Source organism: Streptomyces sp. NPDC046862 (genome assembly GCF_040704615.1).
GTDB lineage: Bacteria > Actinomycetota > Actinomycetes > Streptomycetales > Streptomycetaceae > Streptomyces.
The window spans coordinates 61,235-79,524 of the sequence record NZ_JBEYXP010000006.1 but is presented as its reverse complement, the minus strand read 5'-3'; the positions used below and the strand labels follow the sequence as shown (position 1 = coordinate 79,524).

Genomic DNA, 18,290 nt, shown 5'->3' with positions numbered 1-18,290 from the left:
GGGTCTTCCTTCACAGCACCGGCTCGATGACATCGGCCAGGATCTGCCGCAGCCGTGCCACGCCGCGCGCGGCATGGGAGCGGGCCGTGCCCACCGGGCACCCGAGCGCCTCCGCCACCTGCCCCTCGGGCAGGTCCTGGTAGTAGCGCAGTACGACGGCCACGCGCTGCCGCGGTGACAACTGGGCCAGCGCGGACTCCAGCCGGGAGCGCTCCGCCACGTCGGCGGACACATCGCCGACCACCGCCACCTCGGGCAGCTGCTCGACAGGGCGTTCACCCCACCAACGACGCCGGCCCGAACGTGCCGCCGCGCGCACCATCACCTTGCGGACGTACGCCTCCGGCGCGTCCTGAGCGACCTTGGGCCAGACGAACCAGAGCTTGACCAGGGACTCCTGCACCAGGTCCTCAGCTCGATGCCGGTCGCCTCCGACGAGCAGACGGGCGAGGTGGAGCAACACCGACCAGCGGGCCGCCACGAAGGTGTCGAACTCACCCGCCCGATCCTGATCCGTCCTCACTGTCCGCGCTCCCGCCAGTTGCCTACACCTTGGAAAAGGCTCTGACCCGACTCCCGCGATGCACCTGCGACCCGTGATCTGGATCACGGCCGCACGTGCCGCGGGTGCTCGGGGATCACGGCGGCAGGTGCAGAACCTGTAGGGGTCGCAAGGGAGGTAGTACGGCTCGGACGCCTGCTCGTCCTCGCTTCTCCTGCCTGGCCTCGGCGGACCGCTCCTGCTCGGAAACCGTGCGCTCCGGAAGCCTCGCCCTCTTGCTGTCGATGTCCGGCGTGATCCTGTCGATCCAGCTGGGCAGTCCCCAGGCGCGGCGGCCGAGCAGAACCATGACGGCCAGTACGAGGGTCATGGGGCCACGAAGGCGACGGCGAGGACGCCGAAGGCGAGGGCGAAGCCGATGGACTTGATGATCAGGCCGTGTTTGAAGACGAAGCCGCCGAAGACCGCGACCATGATGAACCGTGGCCGACGGCCGTCGCGGGCCCGGCAGGTGTGCGAGGCGACGGACGTGCCGATCGCACCCAACACCGTCAACAACGCCCGCCTGAAGCTCAAGCGGCTTGTCGAGCGCGGGATCCTGGTCGAGACCGAGCAGGGCCTTTCACCCAGCCGCGGCCGTAAGCCCGCCCGGCGTCGCCGCGACCTGCCCACTCACCCCGGACGAAGCAGAGAATCGGGCATCAAGTCTCATACCGCCCTCTGAGCCCGCGATGGCCGGACAGCCACGACATCGTGCGCTCAATGAGCGGCGTGCGTCGTGAAGTCGCAGGTCATGGGTCTGGTGTGAAGGGCGAGTTGGGTACTTGTGCTGGTCGGCGGCCGATGACCATGGCGTAGATCATCGGGCAGGTCCGGCTCCGGCGGGATGCCGGGTTCGGCTGCGCCCACGACCGGTCCCCGCCTACGGTCCGTCAGCAGGTCGGCGCCGTGAGAACGCGGGAGGGCGCGGTGGATGCAGGAGCGGCAGTGGATCACCGCTCGCCTGAGCGAACTGGACGCCCTCGCCGAGGAACACCGCTCAGTGCCCCTCCGCCCGTTGGGCGGCCATCATCTGCCGGGGTGAACCACAGGGTCGCTCCCCTCGCCGCACCTCACAGTGTCCGTGCCGGCGTGACCAACCCGCGTGCCACGCAGTGAAGTCGCGGTGTGAATGGGGCTACGGCCCCGGGGGAGCGACCCGGCAATCGAGCCGCCTGCTGGATCAGACGGCGACGAGTTCCAGGCCGAAGTAGCCGTTACCCACGGGGTACGTCTTCGACCGGCGCCATCCCGAGGCCGCGAACAGGGCGTCGAACTCGGCCAGGTCGCGTTCCATGCCGTTCGTCGTGGTGAGCATGGCCATGTCCGACAGGGTGGCCAGGTCGGGCTTGCCGATCTCGCCGACGACCATCTCGACGACCACCGCGCGTCCTCCCTCGTGCACGGCGGACCGGCAGTTGCGCAGGATGGTCGTGCACTGGTCGTCGTCCCAGTCGTGCAGGATCGTCTTCACCAGGTAGAGGTCGGCCGGGGGAACCTCCACGAAGAAGTCGCCGCCCACTGCGGAGAAACGGCCGGACAGACCGCGCTTGTCGGCCTCGCCACGGGCGGCCTCGACGACGTGCGGCAGGTCGAGGACCTGCCCGCTCAGCCCGGGGTCGGCCTCCAGCAGCGCCAGGACGAAGTCACCGTTCGAACCGCCGACGTCGACGACGGTGGACACACCGGCGGTGGACACGGCGGCCACGGCGCCCTGCGTCACCAGGCCCGACAGGTCTCCCATCGCCTGGGCGAAGAGGGCCGCTTCCTCGGCGTTCTCCGGCTGCGCGTAGTACTCGAAGATCTCCATCCCCAGCGCCTTCTTGGTCTGGGTCCTGCCTTCCCGCACGGCCTCGGAGAAGGTCGCATAGGACTGCCAGAGCGCCTGGCCGGTCTGGGCCAGCACCAGGGAGCGCATGGAGCCTGGGACCCCGGAACGCAGCAGGCGGCCCCGGCCGGTGAGACCGAAGCGACGGTCCCCCTCGTAGCTCAGCAGGCCGATCGAGGAGGCCGCGCGCATCAGACGGTAGGTGGCCTGCGGATGACTGCCCTCGCGCTCGGCCACCTCCTCGGCCGTCATCGCTCCGTCGGAGAGGTGGTCGGCGATGTGCAGCGCCGCTATGCCCCTCAGCACCTGGGCGCGGACGAGGCCGATCAGCAGGTCGAAGACAGCGCCGGCATCGGCAGCCGGATCGCTCGACGAAACGTCGGTGCCGAGATTGGTGTCAGACATGACAGCTAGAACCCTTCAGTACTCACCATGAGGCGGAAGCATGCAAGCAAGCGCGCTGTCTCTGTCTCCGCGCGTTGCGACATCGATGTCCGCATTGCTCACCGTAGGGAGACCGCAGCGGCGTGCGCTTGTACGACAGCGTCACTCTGATGGAACGTCGGCGCCGGGCGATGCGGGCCGTGGCGGAATGCCGTGGTGGAATCAGGCCGCGAGGGTGCGGCGGACGTCGGCAGGACGAGGCGAGGCGTTGAGATGAACGACACGGAACACACCGAACCTCAACCCGGCGGACCGGCACCGGGAAGGAAGTTCTTCGTCGACACGACGGCCCCGACTACCGCGACTACACCGTTTACCGTGCGGAACGGCTTCGACGTCTTCCGGCGTGCGTGGGAGTCGCAGATCGGAGAGGCGCTTCCGCTGCCGCCCTGGGAGCCGGTCGGATCGGGTGAGTTCCGGGTCCGGGTCCGTGCGTCCACGGTGCACGACACGGTGATCTCGGGCGTCTACGGCGAGTTGATGGCCGGCGGCACCCGGGGCGCCTCCCACCACCTTGAGGACCGGGTCCTGGTGCATGTGATGGGACGCGGCGAGTGGCGCTTCGTCTCTCCGCGCAACCGGGACGAGACCGCCGTACCGGCTGGGCAGTTCATCGTGCGCCACAACGGTCCTCCGGCCCGCTTCGAGGTGGCACCGCATTCGACCGCGAAGGTACTGATCCTGCCGGCCACTCCGCTCAGTCCGCTGATCCGCGACCGGGCGACCGTCGGCCCGGCCGACTCGCCCGAGCTACGACTGCTCATGGCGTACATCGAGATAGTCGAGGCGACGCTCGACGACCTGACCCCCGCCGGTGCACGAGCCGCCCGCAACTCCCTGCTCGAACTGGCCAAAGGGGTGCTCACGCAGACATTCGACGACACCGAACCCCTGCTGGCCCCCGCGTTGGCCCAGGCGGCCAGGGACATCGCGGACAGCCGCCTCACCGACCCCGGCCTCTCCCCTGCGACTCTGGCCCGCGAACTCAACGTCTCCGTACGGACGCTGCACCGGGCCTTCGCCGAGACCGACGACTCGGTGGCCGCGTACATCCGCCGCAGACGCCTGGAGCAGTCCCGCCTCGAACTGACGGCGCCGGGCCCCCGCCCGAACGTCTCGGAAATAGCCGCACACTGGCAGTTCGCCGACAGCAGCCACTTCGTCCGCGCCTTCAAGAAGGAGTACGGCCAGACCCCCGCCGAATACGCCCGCAGGCCGAAGTGACCTGCGGATCGGGGGCTACTTCAGGCGATGGCCGCGCAGGAACAGCGAGCCGAAACTGCGGGCCGTCTTCGACAAGCTGACTGCGAAGTTCGGCACCGTGCTGGTGATCGTGGACCAGCGACGAGCAGTTCGCCATTGTGCACGTCGACGTCGACGAGTCGCAGCGCTCGCTCGGCCGGCCGGGCGACGAACCCGATGAGCGCGGCGGCATCTGCCGCCGGCGTTCGGTGTCTCGTCGGCCACCGCGCACCGGCGGAGCACCGCCCGGACCAAGGCGGGCCTGTGGCGATGGCCGCGCCGGGCGATGCTGGACGAGCCACGCTCGGTGCGGGCGAAAAGGAGGGGCGCTGAGCAGCAGCATCTGGTAGGTCACCGAGGTCAACTGCTCGGAACGCGCGGGCACCACGTGATCGTCAACCTTCTGATCAGGCGCCGCGGTGGGGCCGAAGCGGTGCCCACCGGGCGACAACGCGGCCATGGCCACACCGCAGCTGTGGTAACTGCTGCCTGCTGAACAGGAATTGGGCGCCACTCAGTGTCAGTGGGCCTTGGCATGATCGCGGTCATGACTACTTCGATAGTGGAAGAGCTCGTCCTCCGGACGGCCGAAAGGCACGGCGTCCCCGGGCCGGTCGCACAGGAGATGCTCATCGGCTCCCGGCCGTGCCTCCACCTGGTCCCCTTCCGGAACCTGACCCTCGCCCAGCGGGAAGAGGCCCGTCCCGCCGCGCGCACGGGCGGCCTCCCCGCCCTGCCGGACGGCGTCGACTGGCCCGACGGACGCGAACCCCTGGTGCTGACCGTCGACTGTGCGGCCCTCCCTCACGAAGTCCTGGACATCGAACTGCCGCCCGAAGGAAGCCTGTTGTTCTTCACCGAGATCGAGTACGAGCCGGAGTCGTCGGTGGTGCTCCACGTCCCCGCCGACGCGCGGACCACGGAGCGTACGGCGACGTACGAACTCGGGGGCGAGCCGGGGCAGGCCACGGTCTACGAACCAGGCGTCCTGTATCCGGTCAAGGGACTGACCGTCGCGCCCGATTGGCGCGGCGCACCCGCGACCAGTGCGTTCCGGGATGGCGGCCCCGACCGGGACGACGTCCTGGACCGTTTCGAGGACGCCGTACGGGAAGCGGCAGCGGGCGGCGCCTCACACGGAGTCTCCGTCCAACTGGGCGGTTTCTCCCGCCCTTGGCAGTCGGCACCGGACGAGGGCGACCTCGTTCTCCTGGCACAAATACACGGTCAGTCGATCGACCTCGACGTCTACACCCAGACCCTGATCGTCGGCACCCGCGAGGACATCGTTGGGCGCCGGTACGGAGGCCTGGAGTTCGAGCAGCAGGTCTGAGCAGCCCACTGGCTTGCTCGCCGCGGCCCTGGCGGTGAAATCGACCGCGCACCGGTGCGTCCGGCTCGCTCACGGCAGCGGCGATGAGCCAGGTCGGCGTCGTATCGGCCGTAGTCGTGCGGGCGGCTGTTGTGCCGCAGCTCCTGGCCTACGTCGCGTCTTCCTCGCTGACGGGGGGGGCGGCATTCGTAGTCCGCGTGCCTCACACGGTCTGGTCACCCCTTGTGTTCTGGTCTTGTCCACTCCGCTCTTGTCGCGTGGACTGACGGAGGAGGAGCCGCGGGTCGCGGCCGGGGTGCGGGGGCTGAGCAGGGGGGCGGTTGCTGCGCTGGGGGAGCTGCCGGGCATCGATGTGCGGCAGTCTGACCGTTGTTTCGGTTGTTGAGGGGGGCGGTGCGCTCGTGTCCCATTCGGGGGAGGGCAGCATGACCGTATCTGCTTCTGTGAATGGTGACGGTGCGTAGCCCGCGGCCGGTTTCACCGTTGGCGGCTGCTGCCGCAAGCCTGCGAACGGATTGCGCCAGAAGCGGGCACGCGGGGTTCGCCAGTTGTAGCGCAGGGCCAGGAGCCGTAGTCCGAAGGCGAACAGTGAGGTGCCGATGGCGGTGGCGACGTTCAGCCGTCCGGTGTAGTACAGCAGAGCGGCCGAGGTGGCGCCTGCGAGGGCGGGCAGTGCGTACAGATCGCGGTTCCAGCGGAGTAACGTCGGCTGTTCGAGGGCGAGGAGTTGGGCGAGCACGCCGCCGCCGACGGCGCTGGCGCTGCCGAGCGTGACCGCGGCGGGGATGTTGAGACCGTGGGAGAGCGCTTTGATGGTGCCGGTGACGCTGAAGAGCCCGAGCGCCGCAGCGTCGGAGACGTCGAACAGCCTGCTCTGACCCGCTTTGTCGTCGTGGCGCAGCCGATGCCCGAAGTACACGATCGCCGCTGCGGCGCAGGGCGTGAAGAAGTAGCCGAGATCGGTGAAGGCGACTGGCGTGACCCTGAGTACCAGGTCGCGGAAAAGGCCGCCGCCAAGGCCCGCAGCCTCGCTGAGGATGACCGTCCCGAAGATGTCGTAATCCTTGCGTACCGCGAGGAACGCCCCCGAGAGTGCGAAGGCGAAGATACCCAAGAGATCCATCATGTACTGGACGGCACCGCTCAGTTCCTCTATCGGCATCGGTCAGGGCCTCTCTGAAGACTGGTGAGGATGTGGGCTCTTGACGGCTGTTGGGAATGCGAACGATGTCACGCCGTTTTCGGGGGGGTCCGCATGGGGTTTCGGGGTGCGGCGTCTTATCCGTCGGGCGGTCGCCACATACGTGGATGGCGTGCTTCTGCTGCCTGTCGGGTGCCGTGGAATTCACTGCGCTACGGCATCAGTGCCGTCGACATCGCCGCAGTCTAGCCATACGTTTTCGGACCTGTCCTGTGCCAGGTGCTGCTGCAGCGTCAGTTCATCTGCAGTTGTTGCTCCGGGACTTTCTGGTGGCGCTCATATTCCACACGGATGACGCTCTGGTTCAAGCGTGTGCTGCATCCCCTGCCTAGGCTGCGACGAGTACGAGCTGCCCGGACCTCTCCGGTCCTGGCGTGTATCAGGCCTGACCAGCCACCATCACAAGGATCTCCGGATGAAGCGCGTCCATCCACCAAGAGGAATGGCACTTCGTGCGCACACCGTACGTACGGGGGTGCCTCGGCGACCGTTATCGGTAACGCCAAGAGGTGGGCGAACACAAGGAATTCACATCACGAAAAGACCTCGCCTCATGGCACACTCCGACCGATCGAGGTCCTGCGTGGTGAGACGCCGCTGGATCCGCCACCGCGATCGTGGGTGAGCTGAGCATCCGCAGTGCCGAGTTCCGCCGGCTGTGGGCCCCGGCACGACGTACGCGCGTCGGTCAGCGGCTCCAAGACCTTCCGGATCCCCGAGGTCGGGGACATCGTCCGGGACTGGGACACCTGTCCGCTGCCCGGCAAGCCCGGCCCGGTCATGCTGGCCTTCACCGTCGAACCGGGCAGCCCCGACGCGGACCGGCTCCAGCTTCTGGCGTCCTTGCACGGAACTCGCTCGGCACGCGCCGACAAGCACTCCTTCTGGGCCATGCGACGTTACCCGGAGTCGGAGGTGCCCCCGCTGGAGGCGATCGGGACAACGCCGCCGGCATTCACCCCGCCCCCGGGTTCAAAGGGCTCAGGGTGACTGCCCGGCGTCGGATGGCCGAGCGAACGTTCGGCGGAGAAAGTGGTTGGGGCGGAGAAAGCCCACGTCGGTGTAGGGGGTCTCGCCCACTGCGAGTTGGGCCAGTGCCTCGCCGATGGCTGCGGTGTGTTACGGCGTCCGATGGCTCGGTCGCTTCTCGTGGCGTGCCGTGGTCTCCGCCGCGTTGGCACGGATCCATCGCGGTAGCGGGTCCAGCGCCGCCGCCTCGCGGCCCAGCGCGACGGCCTGGGCGAGGGCTGGGCTGGGCTGGGGGTCCTCTATCGTGAGCCGCATGCATATCGTCTGCCGTATGCGGTGCTGCCGTTGTCGCCGTGCGGCGAAGCTCGCGGCGGTCGCCGCACTTCCTGCCCTGTTGTTGTCCACGCTGACGGCCCCCGCCGCCCACGCCGCCGAGGGCGACCCGGTGAGCCTGCCCGTACTGCGGCTGCGGGTGGGCGACGACGGATGCACCGGAGCCTCCGCCACGTCGGCCGAGACCCGGCCCTGGACCTGGCAGGCGCTGCAGCTGTCCCGGTCGTGGCAGTTGTCCCGGGGCGCCGGAGTGACCGTGGGCGTGGTGGACACCGGGGTCGGCGGCTCGGCACCCGCGCTCCGCGGCCGGGTCACCGCCGTGGGCGGCGCGGGCGAGGACTGTGTCGGGCACGGCAGTTTCGTGGCCGGTCTGATTGCCGGTGCGCCCACCGGGGAGTACGGCGTCGTCGCCGGGGTCGCCCCGTCCGCGCGGGTCCTCGCCGTGCGCGGCACGGACCAACAGGGCAGTCCGAGCGCCGAGTTGATCGCGCAGGGCATCGAGGCCGTCGTCGGCGGGGGTGCGGACGTGGTGTATGTCGGTCAGGTCGTGGCCGGCGACAGCGGGGGGCGGATCGCGGGCGCGGTCGCGCACGCGTCCGCGAAGGACGTGCTCGTCGTCGCTCCCGCGGCACCGGACACGGCTCCCGAGGGTGCGGACGGCACGTCTGACACGCGCGCCCGCGCGTACTTCCCTGCCCGCGTCCCGGAGGTGTTGTCGGTGGTCGACTACGGGCCGGACGGTGGCCGGCCGGAGGGTGCGCCCTCCGCGTTGGACCCCGACCTTGCCGCGCCTGGTGACGCCGTGGTGGGTATCGGGCCCAGGGGGACGGGCCATTTTCTGGGTTCCGGGTCCTCGCTGGCGGCCGCGCATGTCGCGGGGGCGGCGGCGCTGATCCGCTCGTATCAGCCCGACCTGTCGGCGGTGGAGGTCTCGCGCCGGCTGGTGGAGGCCGGGTATCCCGACGCGGTTGCCCGGCTGGACACCTATGCCGGGCTCACGGCGGTCCTCGCCACGGCGGGGGCCGCCGAGCCCGGGGCGGCTGCGGTGCACGTTGCGCCGTCGGCCTCGTCTCGGATCCGGTTCCGTACGCTGCTGATCGCCGGCGGGGGCCTGGCCGTGGTCCTGCTGGTTGCCGCGGCGATGGCTGTCGTCCCCCGGGGCAATGCCCGCAAGTGGCGTGCTGCGGGGTAGCCGCGGGGCGGTGCCCGGGGGCGCCGCGGCACTCCGCCGCCCGGGTGGCCGGGCCGGTGGCCGTGGGCAGCCACCACCCGTGGCTCGGCAGGAGTGTCAGGGCATCGCACACCCGGACGGTCCGAAGAACTGGGGAAGGGATACAACGCCGACCGGTAGAACCGGCCGGCCTGCGCGGAATGCTTGGCCCGCTTGTCCACACGTTCACGGCCAAGAGCCGCAACCAGCTGGCCCGCGCCATCACGGCGACCACCACCCTGGACGAGGTAGAGGCACACAGCCGCGAAGTCTGCGGCGACTCCGAGATCGACTACGAGCGCAACAAGGCCGCATGGCTCAAAGACCAGCCACCGGTGAAGCTCGACCCCCAGGCCGTGCTGCCCCAACTCGACCAGTTCGAAGCCGAGGTCCGGAGCCGCGGAATCACCCACACGACGTTCCGCCGTATCACCGAGGCCTGGAACCTGAACGGCTCCCTGCGCGAGGACCTGCGCCAACTGCTCATCAGCACCCGCCCGGAACAGTGCACGGCTCCACTGTGGTCGGTCGACTCCTGATGTTTCTCTGCACTCAATTCAGAGGGGGAACTGACGCGCTCAGGGACCATCTATCCAGCCGGTTGCGTACAGTGGCGGGTGGATTCTGTTTGACCAGGTGATAAAGATTCTCATAGTAACCCTGCCACAAAGTGCCATCGTCCCGTCCGAGCGCCCGCCTTCGAGCGCGATGGGCAGCCACAAGTGGCGCCATACTCTCCCAGGTAGAGATCACGGAACCGCCCAGGTACCCAGAGACAGGCCCAATATCGACTATCTCGTGAGCTACCAGAGCTCCCAAATTGTCGTAGAACCATGCCAAATCGCGTACCTGCTTGAGCTCTTCAGGAGACAGAGTGTCCAGACCTTCCGAAACATCGCGACCAGGCAGTTCCTGATGCACAAATCGGCGGGCTTCCGCCAGATAGTCGCTTCTGTGCTCCCGAAATAGGTCGACCAAAACGGGCAGAGTATTCGCATGCTTAGCCAGGCTCATTTGACGATACGAAGCTGCGCCTGACACCAACAGAGCAACAACCGAGACGAGCAGTGCTGCTACGTTCATAAGCCCCCCAAGCATCCGTACACTCCGAACGCGCTGTCTCAGACTGCCCCGCTCGTGGAGCGTGGACACGTGCCTGAGCTGCTGTCGCTGTGAAGCCGGAGTGCCAACCAACAACCGAGACAGGACACAGGATCATAGCCACTTGTGCCACTGACGATCACTGATGACGCCTGGGCCGCGGCCTTCTGCTTGAGGCGTTCGTAGGTGGTCTGGCCGCCGAGGCCGCCGTGGGGGGCGATGGTAGTTGTAGTAGTCCTCCCACTCGCGCAGCTTGTCGTTGAAGACCTCGGCGTCGTCGATGACGACGTCGTGGTACCTCTCGAACATCTTCGAGACAGCCATCGACGACAAGCGTCTGGTGCGCAACCCGGTGCGGGCCAAGTCGGTGCGCTGGCCGAAGGCGCCGGAGGATCAGCGTGAAGGCCGGTCGCTGGAGACTGCGCTTCGGGTGCGCGACGCAATCAGCGCGCGCTACCGCATTGCTGCTGTGGTCGCGCTGGGTTGCGGCCTGAGGCAGGGGAAGTCCGCATGGCCGCCTGTACTTCACGCTTCCCAAGGGAGGCAGGACGCGCGTCGTCGACATGCCTCCGTCGGTTGCCTCGGCGCTGGCCGAGTACTTCATGGAGTACCCGGCTGTCGAGGTCGAGTTGGGCCGCCCGGAGCCGGATCGGGAGAAGAAGAAGTTCCCGCTCATCCTCACCACGACGTATGGCAACGCCATCCGCGCGAACATCTTCAACGTCGAGGTGTGGAAGCCCGCCCTGGCGGCCGCCGACGTCATCCCCATGCGGAATAAGGACGAGCGCTGGAAGGAGTCCCGAAGGACGGCTTCCATGCGCTTCGCCATACGTACGCCTCGATCATCCTCGAAGCGGGCGAGTCCGTTGTCACCTTGGCCGCTGGCTCGTTCACTCGAGCCCGACCATCACTCTGCACTATTACGCCCAACTTCATGCCCGAGGCCGGCGGTAAGGGACGTGGCGCCATCGATGCCCTTCTGGGCCGACCTTCCGAGGCAGCTTCGGGCACATAGAAGAAGCGATTTCCTCGAAACCCGCGAGGCGGAGGGGCGCAACTCTGCTGCGCCCCTCCTTGGCGTTCCGCTGCCCGGCAGGGCGCCTACTCTGCGTGACAATCGGTGGTCTCGATCGGCGAGCTTGAGGCAAGGGTGATCGAGGGTGAGGCTCCGCTGGGTGGAGAGAGTCACGACGCGGAGCGCGTTTGATTCTCCCCAGATTCTCCCCAGCGCCTTTCGAGGCGCTCCGGACGCCCGCGACCGGACGCCTTCGACCCTGGAGAGGTCGCTCCGTCGATGGTTGCTCAGAGCCAGTCGCGCCGCTTGAAGATGATGTACAAACTGATACAAACCGCAGCCATCAGGGTGATCGCGAAGGGGTATCCGAATACCCAGTGCAACTCCGGCATGTGATCGAAGTTCATCCCGTAGACCGTCCCGACCAGCGTCGGAGCGAACAAAATGGCCGCCCAGGAGGAAATCTTCTTGATCTCCTCGTTCTGCTCGAACCCCGCCTCCGCGAGCGCTCGCATCTCCGCGTTCTGCTGTTGCGTGACCAGGGTGGCGTTCACCGTGAGGATCTCGGTGAGAGCTTGGCGGAAGCCGTCGACGCGCTCGCTGGTCTGGGTGACGTGGTCGGCGACGTCGCGGAGGTAGCGCTGGAGTTCCTCGTCCGTGCCGTACTTGGCGAAGCCCGCCATCAGGCCGTGCAGCATGCCGACGAGAGGGCGGGTGGCGCGCTGGAACTCGACCATTTCGCGGGAGAGTTCGTAGATGCGACGCGAGACCTCGGGGTCGCCGCTGAAGACCTCGGTCTCGATCTCGTCGATGTCGTTCTGGACGCCCGCGACCACCGGGGCGTAGCCGTCGACCACCGCGTCCAGGATCGCGTACAGGACCGCCTCCGGGCCCCGCTTCAACAGGTCCGGGGTCTCCTCCATGCGATGACGGACGGCGGAGAGGTCGGGTGCGGCGCCGTGGCGCACCGTGATCACGAAGTCCGGGCCCACGAAGACGTGCAGCTCGCCGAAGTCGACCTCCTCCGGGGCGTCGAGATAGCGGGCGGCGCGCAGGACGACGAAGAGGGTCGTGCCGTAGCGTTCCAGCTTCGGGCGCTGGTGGGCCTCCATCGCGTCCTCGACGGCCAGCGGGTGGAGGTCGAACTCGGCGGCCAGGGAGAGGAGTTCTTCCTCGGTCGGGCCGGCCAGGCCGATCCATGCCATGCCGTTGGGCGTGTCACGCAGTTCGTGGAAGGTGTCGGCCAGCGTCGCGGGGGAGGAGACGCGTACGCCGTCCTGATAGAGGACGGCCTGGACCACGCTGGCCGGCGCCCCCGGTTGCGGTGCGGGGTCGGCGGGCGCGGGCGAGGGCTGCGCCGGTGGTGCGGGCGGCGACGGCAGGGCACGGCGCCAGACGGACCTCCTGGCGCCCCGGCTCCCCTTCGGGTCCTTCGAGGCGATGGGGCACCTCCCTGTGTATGTGGCGTGCGCGTGCGCGTCTGCGTGGCGCGTGTGCGTGATCGGCCGGATCGATCGGCAGGATATACGGGGCAAACGACGTGAGCGTGTGGGGACGGCATGAAGCCGGTGAGTGTTGCGGACAAAGGGTGTCCGCTCGTCCCGTTAGCGTGCCCGCATGACGAAGACGCCAAAGACGCCACAGACGCCAAAGGCGACGACGCCGGCGACAGCGGGGCGGACGGCGAAGGCGACGCGGACGGCCAAGGAGACGGCCCCCATAGCCAAGGCCCGGACCAACACCAAGGCCAAGGCGAAGGCCAAGGCGACAGCCGCGGCTCCCCTCCTCTCCGCCCGCGCCCTCAACCGCGCCACCCTCGACCGCCAGCTTCTCCTGCGCCGCTCCGGCCTCACCGCGTACGCCGCCGTCGAGCACCTCGTCGGGCTCCAGGCGCAGAACGTCAAACCGCCCTACCACGCGCTCGCCGCCCGCCTGGAGGGCTTCGAGCCCGAGGAACTGTCGCGGCTCATGGCGGACCGTGCCGTCGTACGCATCGTCACGCTGCGGTCCACCATCCACACCCATACCGCCGACGACTGCCTGGCCCTGCGCCCTCTGGTGCAGCCGGCCCGCGAACGGGAGCTCGGGTACTTCCGCGAGGGGCTCGTCGGCGTGGATCTGGACCGGCTCGCCGCGATCAGCCGGGAACTGGTCGAGGCCGAGCCGCGCACCATGGCGCAGTTGCGCGAGGCGCTGCTCGCCGAGTGGCCCGACGCCGACCCTCAGGCCCTGTCCATCGCCGCGCGGTGCCGGCTGCCGCTCGTCCAGGTCACCCCGCGCGGGCTGTGGGGGAGGAGCGGCCGGGTCGCGCTGACCACCGCGGAGCACTGGCTGGGCCGGACCGCGGAACCCCCCTCGCAGCCGGATGCCACCGTGCTCCGCTATCTCGGTGCCTTCGGGCCCGCGTCCGTCAAGGACATGCAGACCTGGGCCGGGCTCACCCGGCTGCGCGAGGCCTTCGAGCGGCTGCGGCCCGAGTTGGTCACCTTCCGAGACGAGAACGGTGTCGAGCTCTTCGACCTCCCCGACGCGCCTCGGCCAGACCCCGGCACCCCGGCCCCGCCGCGCCTCCTGCCGGAGTTCGACAACCTGCTCCTCTCCCACGCCGACCGCTCGCGGGTCGTGCCCCCGGAACTCAAGGGCCGTAGCTGGCAGGGGAATCAGGCGTACCGCACGTTCCTCGTCGACGGATTCCTCGCGGGTGTCTGGAAGTTCGACGACGATGTCCTCACCCTCGAACCCTTCGGCACGCTCGGCACGGCGCAGCGGGAGGAACTCGTCCAGGAGGCCGAGCGCACGCTCACGGTGTTGTACGGCGGCTCCTCGCCGCACGGAGGCACCTCGTACGACATCCGCTTCGGCACCGTGGTGAACCAGCCCTCCAGGGCGCGGGGATCCCGGGCGCATGGATAGGGGGCACATGGATAGGGGGCGTTGCGGACCGCTCGTGGCCGGTCCGCAACGCCCCCCGGCAATCACCTGAGGGGGTGCCTCAGGAGTCCATCGGGTGTCGCACCGCTGCGGTTCACCGCCGCGGTCTACGACTCGATCTGCTCGGTCACCTCGTCCGAGAAGGTCGTCAGCCGGGTGTAGACACCCGGATACCCGGCCTGGGCGCAGCCCTCGCCCCAGGAAGTGATACCTGCCAGGACGCCCCCGATCATCAGGGGACCGCCGCTGTCGCCCTGGCAGGTGTCCACGCCGCCGGAGGTGTATCCGGCGCACACCATGTCGCTCGCTATGAAGGACGAGCCGTAGGAACTGCCGCAGCTGGAGTTGGAGACGATCGGCACGGTGGCGGTGCGCAGCTGGTTGGAGGAGGAGCCGTTCGAGGACGTGGTGCCCCAGCCGAGGATGCGGGCCGTGGCGCCGGTCGCGTACACGGAGGTGTCGGACGAGTCGACGTACGACGCCGTGGTGTACGGCATCGAGGTCGCCAGGGTCAGCACGGCCACGTCGTTGCCCTCGGTGGCGTCCGTGTAGTCGGGGTGGACCCAGATGTCCGTGACTCTGCTGACGGTGCCGTTGGTGCCGTTGAGGTAGGTGCGGCCGCCCACGACACGCACGCTGCTCGTGGTCTCGTCGACCATGCAGTGCGCGGCGGTGACCACCTTGGTGGCCGAGACCAGGGTGCCGCCGCAGAACTGGTTCTGCGACGAGTCCGTGATCTGCATGACGTACGGGTACGCGCTCGCGGTGGTCGTCGTGCCGCCGACGATGGGGTTGGGGGCGGCGACGGCGGAGGGGGCGATCAGCAGCGCGGACGCGGCTGCGGCAGCGGCGGCCGCGCCGAGAGCCGCGGTCTTCTTGGCACGCATGTTGGCACGCTTGAACCCGAACAAGGGGGGCTCCTTCGAGGGGGTTGCCGGTGGGGGACGCGCGGGTGGGGGGAGGTGCACCGGGCCGGCGGACCGGCTCGGTGTGCCCTGGCGAGCGGCACGCCCTCAAGCTAGAAGTGGCAGCGATCGGCCCCCAATTGGGGAACCCCCTAGGGGAGTTGGGGAGGGAAAACCCTCGATGACCGCACGCGAGCGGGAACGTAGGCTGGCACCCGGGGGGAGCTTGTACGTATCGGTTCGTAGGTATCGATTCGTAGGTACAGGGGCGTAGGTACCCGGTCGTGGATGCCGGTTCGTACGTCTCTGCTCGTACGTCTCGGGGAGGTCAGTTCGTACGGTGTCCCGCCGCCAGCCGCACGATGTCCACGCGCGACCGGATGCCCAGCTTCCGGTAGACCCGCGTGAGCGTCGCCTCGACCGTCTTGACGCTGATGAACAGCCGTCCCGCGATCTCGCGGTTCGTCGCGCCCTCCATGACGAGTTCGGCGACCTGACGCTCCGTCGTGGCGAGGACGGCGAGGGCGTCCAGCGCGGCCGGAGCGGGAGCCGGGGCGGTGGGCGGCTGCGGGGCCGGAGCGGCCGTCGCCTGCTCGGCCTGCCGCAGCCAGGGCAGGGCACGGCAGCGGCGGAAGAGCCGGGTCGCCTCGTCGTACGACGTCGGCCCGGGCCGGGAGGTGCGCAGCCCCGCCAGGGCGTACGCGGCCCGCGCCTCCTCCAGGCCGTAGCCCAGCTTGGCCAGCCGGTCCTGCACGGACGTCAACTGCCGTACGGCCGCCTCCTGGTCGCCGCGGGCGGCGCGCACCAGCGCCTCGGACCGGTCGAGCACGGCGAGCACGCTCTCACGCCCCAGCCGCAGCGCGCGTTCCCGCGTGGCGACGATGAAGTCCTGCGCCTCGGCGTACTCGCCCACCCGCACCAGCGCCTCCGCCAGGTCGCCGTGCCAGCGCCCGCGCGCGGGATCGGTGACGCCGAGGCTCTCCTCCAACTCCCGTACGCGCCGCAGGGACTGAACCGTGCCCGCCGCGTCCCCCGCCACCAGCTGGGCGTACCCGAGGGAGCCCAGGGCGCGGGAGAGGTACACCAGGTCGCCGTCCGCCTCGGCGTGCTCCGCCGCCTCCCGGGCCAGCGCGAGCCCGCGGTCGACCTCGCCGCCCGAGGCCTCGGCGAGCGCGGTGAGCATGGCGGAGGCGCCCTCGCCGATCCCGGTGTCCCGGGCCAGACGCAGGCTCTCCCGGGCGAGGTCGAGCGCACGGCCGCAGTGGCCGGAGCGCAGTTCGGTCTCGGCGAGGAAGCGCAGGAAGTGCACCTCGCTCTCGACCATGCCGCGCCGGCGGGCCTCGCGCAGCAGGGCGGTGACCGTCTTGCGGGCCTCGGGGAGCTGGTCGCTCATGAGCAGCCAGCGGAACCGGGCCGCGCCGGCGCCGTTGTGGTGGGAGGCCACCTGGGGGTCCTGCGGCTCCTTCAGGGCGCGCTTGATGGTCGCGGGCGCGTCCGGGTGGCCCATCAGCGTCTCGATATGGGCCTGGAAGGCCAGGGCGAGGAGCTCGGTGCGCCGGTCGCCGGCCCGTTCGGCCAGCCGCGCCGCGTGGGCCGCCTCCTCGCGGCCCTCGGCGAAGTCGCCCTCCACGACCAGCGCCCGCCACGCCAGTTGGTAGCGGACCAGGGCGAGGAGTCCGGGGGCGTCGCCCGCGTCGGCCAGCGCCTGCGGGTAGGCGGCGTCGACCTCGGCGATGGACTGCCCGGCCGCCTCGATCACCACGATCCAGGCGCGCACCCGGTCGGCGGGCTCGGTGACCCGGCCCAGCACCTCGCGGGCGATGTCTCGGGCGAGGTCGTTCTCCCCGGCGGTCACCGCGTCCTCGGCCGACCGCAGCCGCCGCTCGTCCGGACCCGGCTCGGCGTCGGCCGGGGTGTGCCGGGCCGCGAGCAGCCCCAGCTCCGCGGCGACCGAGGGAGCGCCCCGGTCCCGGGCCACGGCCGCGGCCTCACCGAGGCGTTCGGCGACCGCCGGGTCCGTGCCGGTGGTGGCGAGGGCCAGATGGCGGGCGCGCTCGATGGGGTCGGAGGCCGCGGTGGACAGCGCGGCGTGGGCGGCGCGCCGCTCCTGGGCGCCCGCCTCGGCGTACAGCGCGGCGGACACGAGGGGGTGCGCGAACCGTACGCCCGGGCCCTCCCGCTCGGGTGCGAGCAGCCCGAGTGCCACGGCCTGCGCGGTCTCCGCCTCGGCGTTGTCGCGCCCGGCGGCGTGCAGCAGCGCCAGCGTGGGCCGGGCCCCGGCACTGGCGACGAGCAGGGTGCGGCGGGCCTCGACGGGGAGCATCTCCAGCCGGTTCAGCACCAGGGCGCGCAGCGAGGTCGGCACGGGCAGCGGCTCCCCGGGGCGCGGCGGGGTCGGGCTCTCGTCGAGGGCGCGGCCGAGCTCCAGCGCGAACAGGGGATTGCCGCCACTGGTGCTGTGGATGTCCCGCACGGTCGAGCGGGGCAGCCCGGTGTAGCCGCGGTGCCCGAGGAGCTCGGCCACCTGGGCCTTGGTGAGCGGGCTGACGCGTACGGCCAGGGTCTCGGGTGGCAACGCGCGTAGATGGCGGTCCTGCTCCTGGCTCTGCGGGTCCGTCGCGGTTCGCACCGCTCCCAGCATGCGGACCGGCATCTCGCCCAGTCGGCGGGCCGCGAACCCGAGTAGTTCGGCACTGGCCGAATCCAGCCACTGGAGGTCGTCGGCGACGATCAGGACGGGTCCCTTGGCGGCCAGCGCCCGCAGGACCGACAGCACGGCGAGCCGCAGGGCGAGGCCGTCCCGCTGGAGGGTGGACTCACCGCGGCCGGTGAGCGCCGACTCCAGGGCGTCGCGCTGCGGGGCGGGAAGCCGGTCGGACACCTCGTCGATGACCAGGCCCAGCAGGTCGGCCAGCGCGAGGAAGGGCAGATGGGATTCGGACTCGGTGGCCGAGCAGCGCAATACGGTACGTGCCGATTCGGCGTATTCCGCGGCCAATGTCCGCAGAATGGTCGATTTCCCGATCCCCGCGGGCCCGTGCACCAGCACGCTGCCGCCGCGCGCGAGCTGCTCACGTGCGGCGACGAGTATCTCGTCCCGCCCGACGACCAGGTCGGGGCGCGGTCTGCCAGGCTCCTTGAAGTCCCGTCGCACGGTCCACCGCTCCCCTCTGGTCGTGTCCGGGCCAATATTAGGCAACGAATCTTTGAATTTCGGACCCTAGACGTGGTGAGGGA

The 18,290-nt window shown here is 69.7% G+C and carries 14 protein-coding genes and 1 pseudogene; 6 read left to right on the top strand and 9 right to left on the bottom strand.

The annotated features are described in order from the left end of the window. Positions 1 to 10: 10 nt before the first annotated feature. From AB0959_RS08540 to AB0959_RS08525, 4 genes are all read right to left on the bottom strand, one after another. A complete protein-coding gene (locus tag AB0959_RS08540; protein WP_366825562.1) occupies positions 11 to 523 on the bottom strand; it encodes a SigE family RNA polymerase sigma factor in 513 nt (170 codons plus the stop codon). A 115-nt stretch (positions 524 to 638) separates the two neighbouring features. Next, a complete protein-coding gene (locus tag AB0959_RS08535) occupies positions 639 to 872 on the bottom strand; it encodes a hypothetical protein (protein WP_366825561.1) in 234 nt (77 codons plus the stop codon). After that, complete coding sequence (locus tag AB0959_RS08530) at positions 869 to 1,078, bottom strand: hypothetical protein (RefSeq protein WP_366825560.1); 210 nt, start codon at positions 1,076 to 1,078, stop codon at positions 869 to 871. The genes AB0959_RS08535 and AB0959_RS08530 overlap by 4 nt, the downstream gene beginning before the upstream one ends. Before the next feature lie 646 nt (positions 1,079 to 1,724). Then, positions 1,725 to 2,774 carry a methyltransferase gene (locus AB0959_RS08525; RefSeq protein WP_366825559.1) on the bottom strand — a complete coding sequence of 350 codons (1,050 nt, stop codon included), beginning with the start codon at positions 2,772 to 2,774 and terminating at the stop codon, positions 1,725 to 1,727. A 357-nt stretch (positions 2,775 to 3,131) separates the two neighbouring features. Between AB0959_RS08525 and AB0959_RS08520 the strand changes: the two genes are divergently transcribed. Both AB0959_RS08520 and AB0959_RS08515 read left to right on the top strand, forming a co-directional pair. After that, complete coding sequence (locus AB0959_RS08520; RefSeq protein WP_366825558.1) at positions 3,132 to 4,037, top strand: helix-turn-helix domain-containing protein; 906 nt, start codon at positions 3,132 to 3,134, stop codon at positions 4,035 to 4,037. Positions 4,038 to 4,602: 565 nt separating this feature from the next. Continuing rightward, complete coding sequence (locus AB0959_RS08515; RefSeq protein WP_366825557.1) at positions 4,603 to 5,388, top strand: DUF1963 domain-containing protein; 786 nt, start codon at positions 4,603 to 4,605, stop codon at positions 5,386 to 5,388. A gap of 202 nt (positions 5,389 to 5,590) precedes the next feature. Here the strand turns inward: AB0959_RS08515 and AB0959_RS08510 are convergent, their stop codons facing one another. After that, a complete protein-coding gene (locus AB0959_RS08510) occupies positions 5,591 to 6,550 on the bottom strand; it encodes a TRIC cation channel family protein (protein ID WP_366825556.1) in 960 nt (319 codons plus the stop codon). Positions 6,551 to 7,228: 678 nt separating this feature from the next. Between AB0959_RS08510 and AB0959_RS08505 the strand changes: the two genes are divergently transcribed. Continuing rightward, positions 7,229 to 7,579 (top strand): hypothetical protein, encoded by a 351-nt coding sequence (locus AB0959_RS08505; RefSeq protein ID WP_366825555.1) that lies wholly within the window; start codon positions 7,229 to 7,231, stop codon positions 7,577 to 7,579. Between the two features lie 129 nt (positions 7,580 to 7,708). On the opposite strand, the gene AB0959_RS08500 is transcribed toward AB0959_RS08505, so the two are convergent. After that, the gene (locus tag AB0959_RS08500) at positions 7,709 to 7,873 is read right to left on the bottom strand and encodes a hypothetical protein (protein ID WP_366825554.1); all 165 of its coding nucleotides are present in this window, start codon (positions 7,871 to 7,873) and stop codon (positions 7,709 to 7,711) included. Between AB0959_RS08500 and AB0959_RS08495 the strand changes: the two genes are divergently transcribed. Then, entirely contained in the window at positions 7,872 to 9,083 is a 1,212-nt protein-coding gene (locus tag AB0959_RS08495; RefSeq protein ID WP_366825553.1) for a S8 family serine peptidase, read from the top strand. The two genes, AB0959_RS08500 and AB0959_RS08495, sit on opposite strands and share 2 nt — an antisense overlap. A 209-nt stretch (positions 9,084 to 9,292) precedes the next feature. After that, positions 9,293 to 9,640: pseudogene (locus AB0959_RS08490) on the top strand (hypothetical protein); the annotation flags it as partial. 1,864 nt (positions 9,641 to 11,504) lie between these two features. Here AB0959_RS08490 and AB0959_RS08485 read toward each other — a convergent pair. Continuing rightward, entirely contained in the window at positions 11,505 to 12,599 is a 1,095-nt protein-coding gene (locus AB0959_RS08485; protein ID WP_366825719.1) for a magnesium and cobalt transport protein CorA, read from the bottom strand. A gap of 235 nt (positions 12,600 to 12,834) precedes the next feature. Here AB0959_RS08485 and AB0959_RS08480 point away from each other — a divergent pair, with 235 nt between their 5' ends. Next, the gene (locus AB0959_RS08480) at positions 12,835 to 14,130 is read left to right on the top strand and encodes a winged helix DNA-binding domain-containing protein (protein ID WP_366825552.1); all 1,296 of its coding nucleotides are present in this window, start codon (positions 12,835 to 12,837) and stop codon (positions 14,128 to 14,130) included. Between the two features lie 125 nt (positions 14,131 to 14,255). Here the strand turns inward: AB0959_RS08480 and AB0959_RS08475 are convergent, their stop codons facing one another. Then, on the bottom strand, positions 14,256 to 15,035 hold the full coding sequence (locus tag AB0959_RS08475; RefSeq protein ID WP_366825718.1) for a serine protease: 780 nt from the start codon (positions 15,033 to 15,035) through the stop codon (positions 14,256 to 14,258). Between the two features lie 346 nt (positions 15,036 to 15,381). Continuing rightward, a complete protein-coding gene (locus tag AB0959_RS08470; RefSeq protein WP_366825551.1) occupies positions 15,382 to 18,207 on the bottom strand; it encodes an AAA family ATPase in 2,826 nt (941 codons plus the stop codon). Positions 18,208 to 18,290: the final 83 nt, after the last annotated feature.

Excerpts from the sequence above, each read along its gene's own strand:
- AB0959_RS08525 (WP_366825559.1), bottom strand. The coding sequence starts at position 2,774 with ATGTCTGACACCAATCTCGGCACCGACGTTTCGTCGAGCGATCCGGCT.
- AB0959_RS08500 (WP_366825554.1), bottom strand. The coding sequence starts at position 7,873 with ATGCGGCTCACGATAGAGGACCCCCAGCCCAGCCCAGCCCTCGCCCAG.
- AB0959_RS08515 (WP_366825557.1), top strand. The coding sequence starts at position 4,603 with ATGACTACTTCGATAGTGGAAGAGCTCGTCCTCCGGACGGCCGAAAGG.
- AB0959_RS08475 (WP_366825718.1), bottom strand. The coding sequence starts at position 15,035 with ATGCGTGCCAAGAAGACCGCGGCTCTCGGCGCGGCCGCCGCTGCCGCA.
- AB0959_RS08535 (WP_366825561.1), bottom strand. The coding sequence starts at position 872 with ATGACCCTCGTACTGGCCGTCATGGTTCTGCTCGGCCGCCGCGCCTGG.
- AB0959_RS08480 (WP_366825552.1), top strand. The coding sequence starts at position 12,835 with ATGACGAAGACGCCAAAGACGCCACAGACGCCAAAGGCGACGACGCCG.
- AB0959_RS08510 (WP_366825556.1), bottom strand. The coding sequence starts at position 6,550 with ATGCCGATAGAGGAACTGAGCGGTGCCGTCCAGTACATGATGGATCTC.
- AB0959_RS08495 (WP_366825553.1), top strand. The coding sequence starts at position 7,872 with ATGCATATCGTCTGCCGTATGCGGTGCTGCCGTTGTCGCCGTGCGGCG.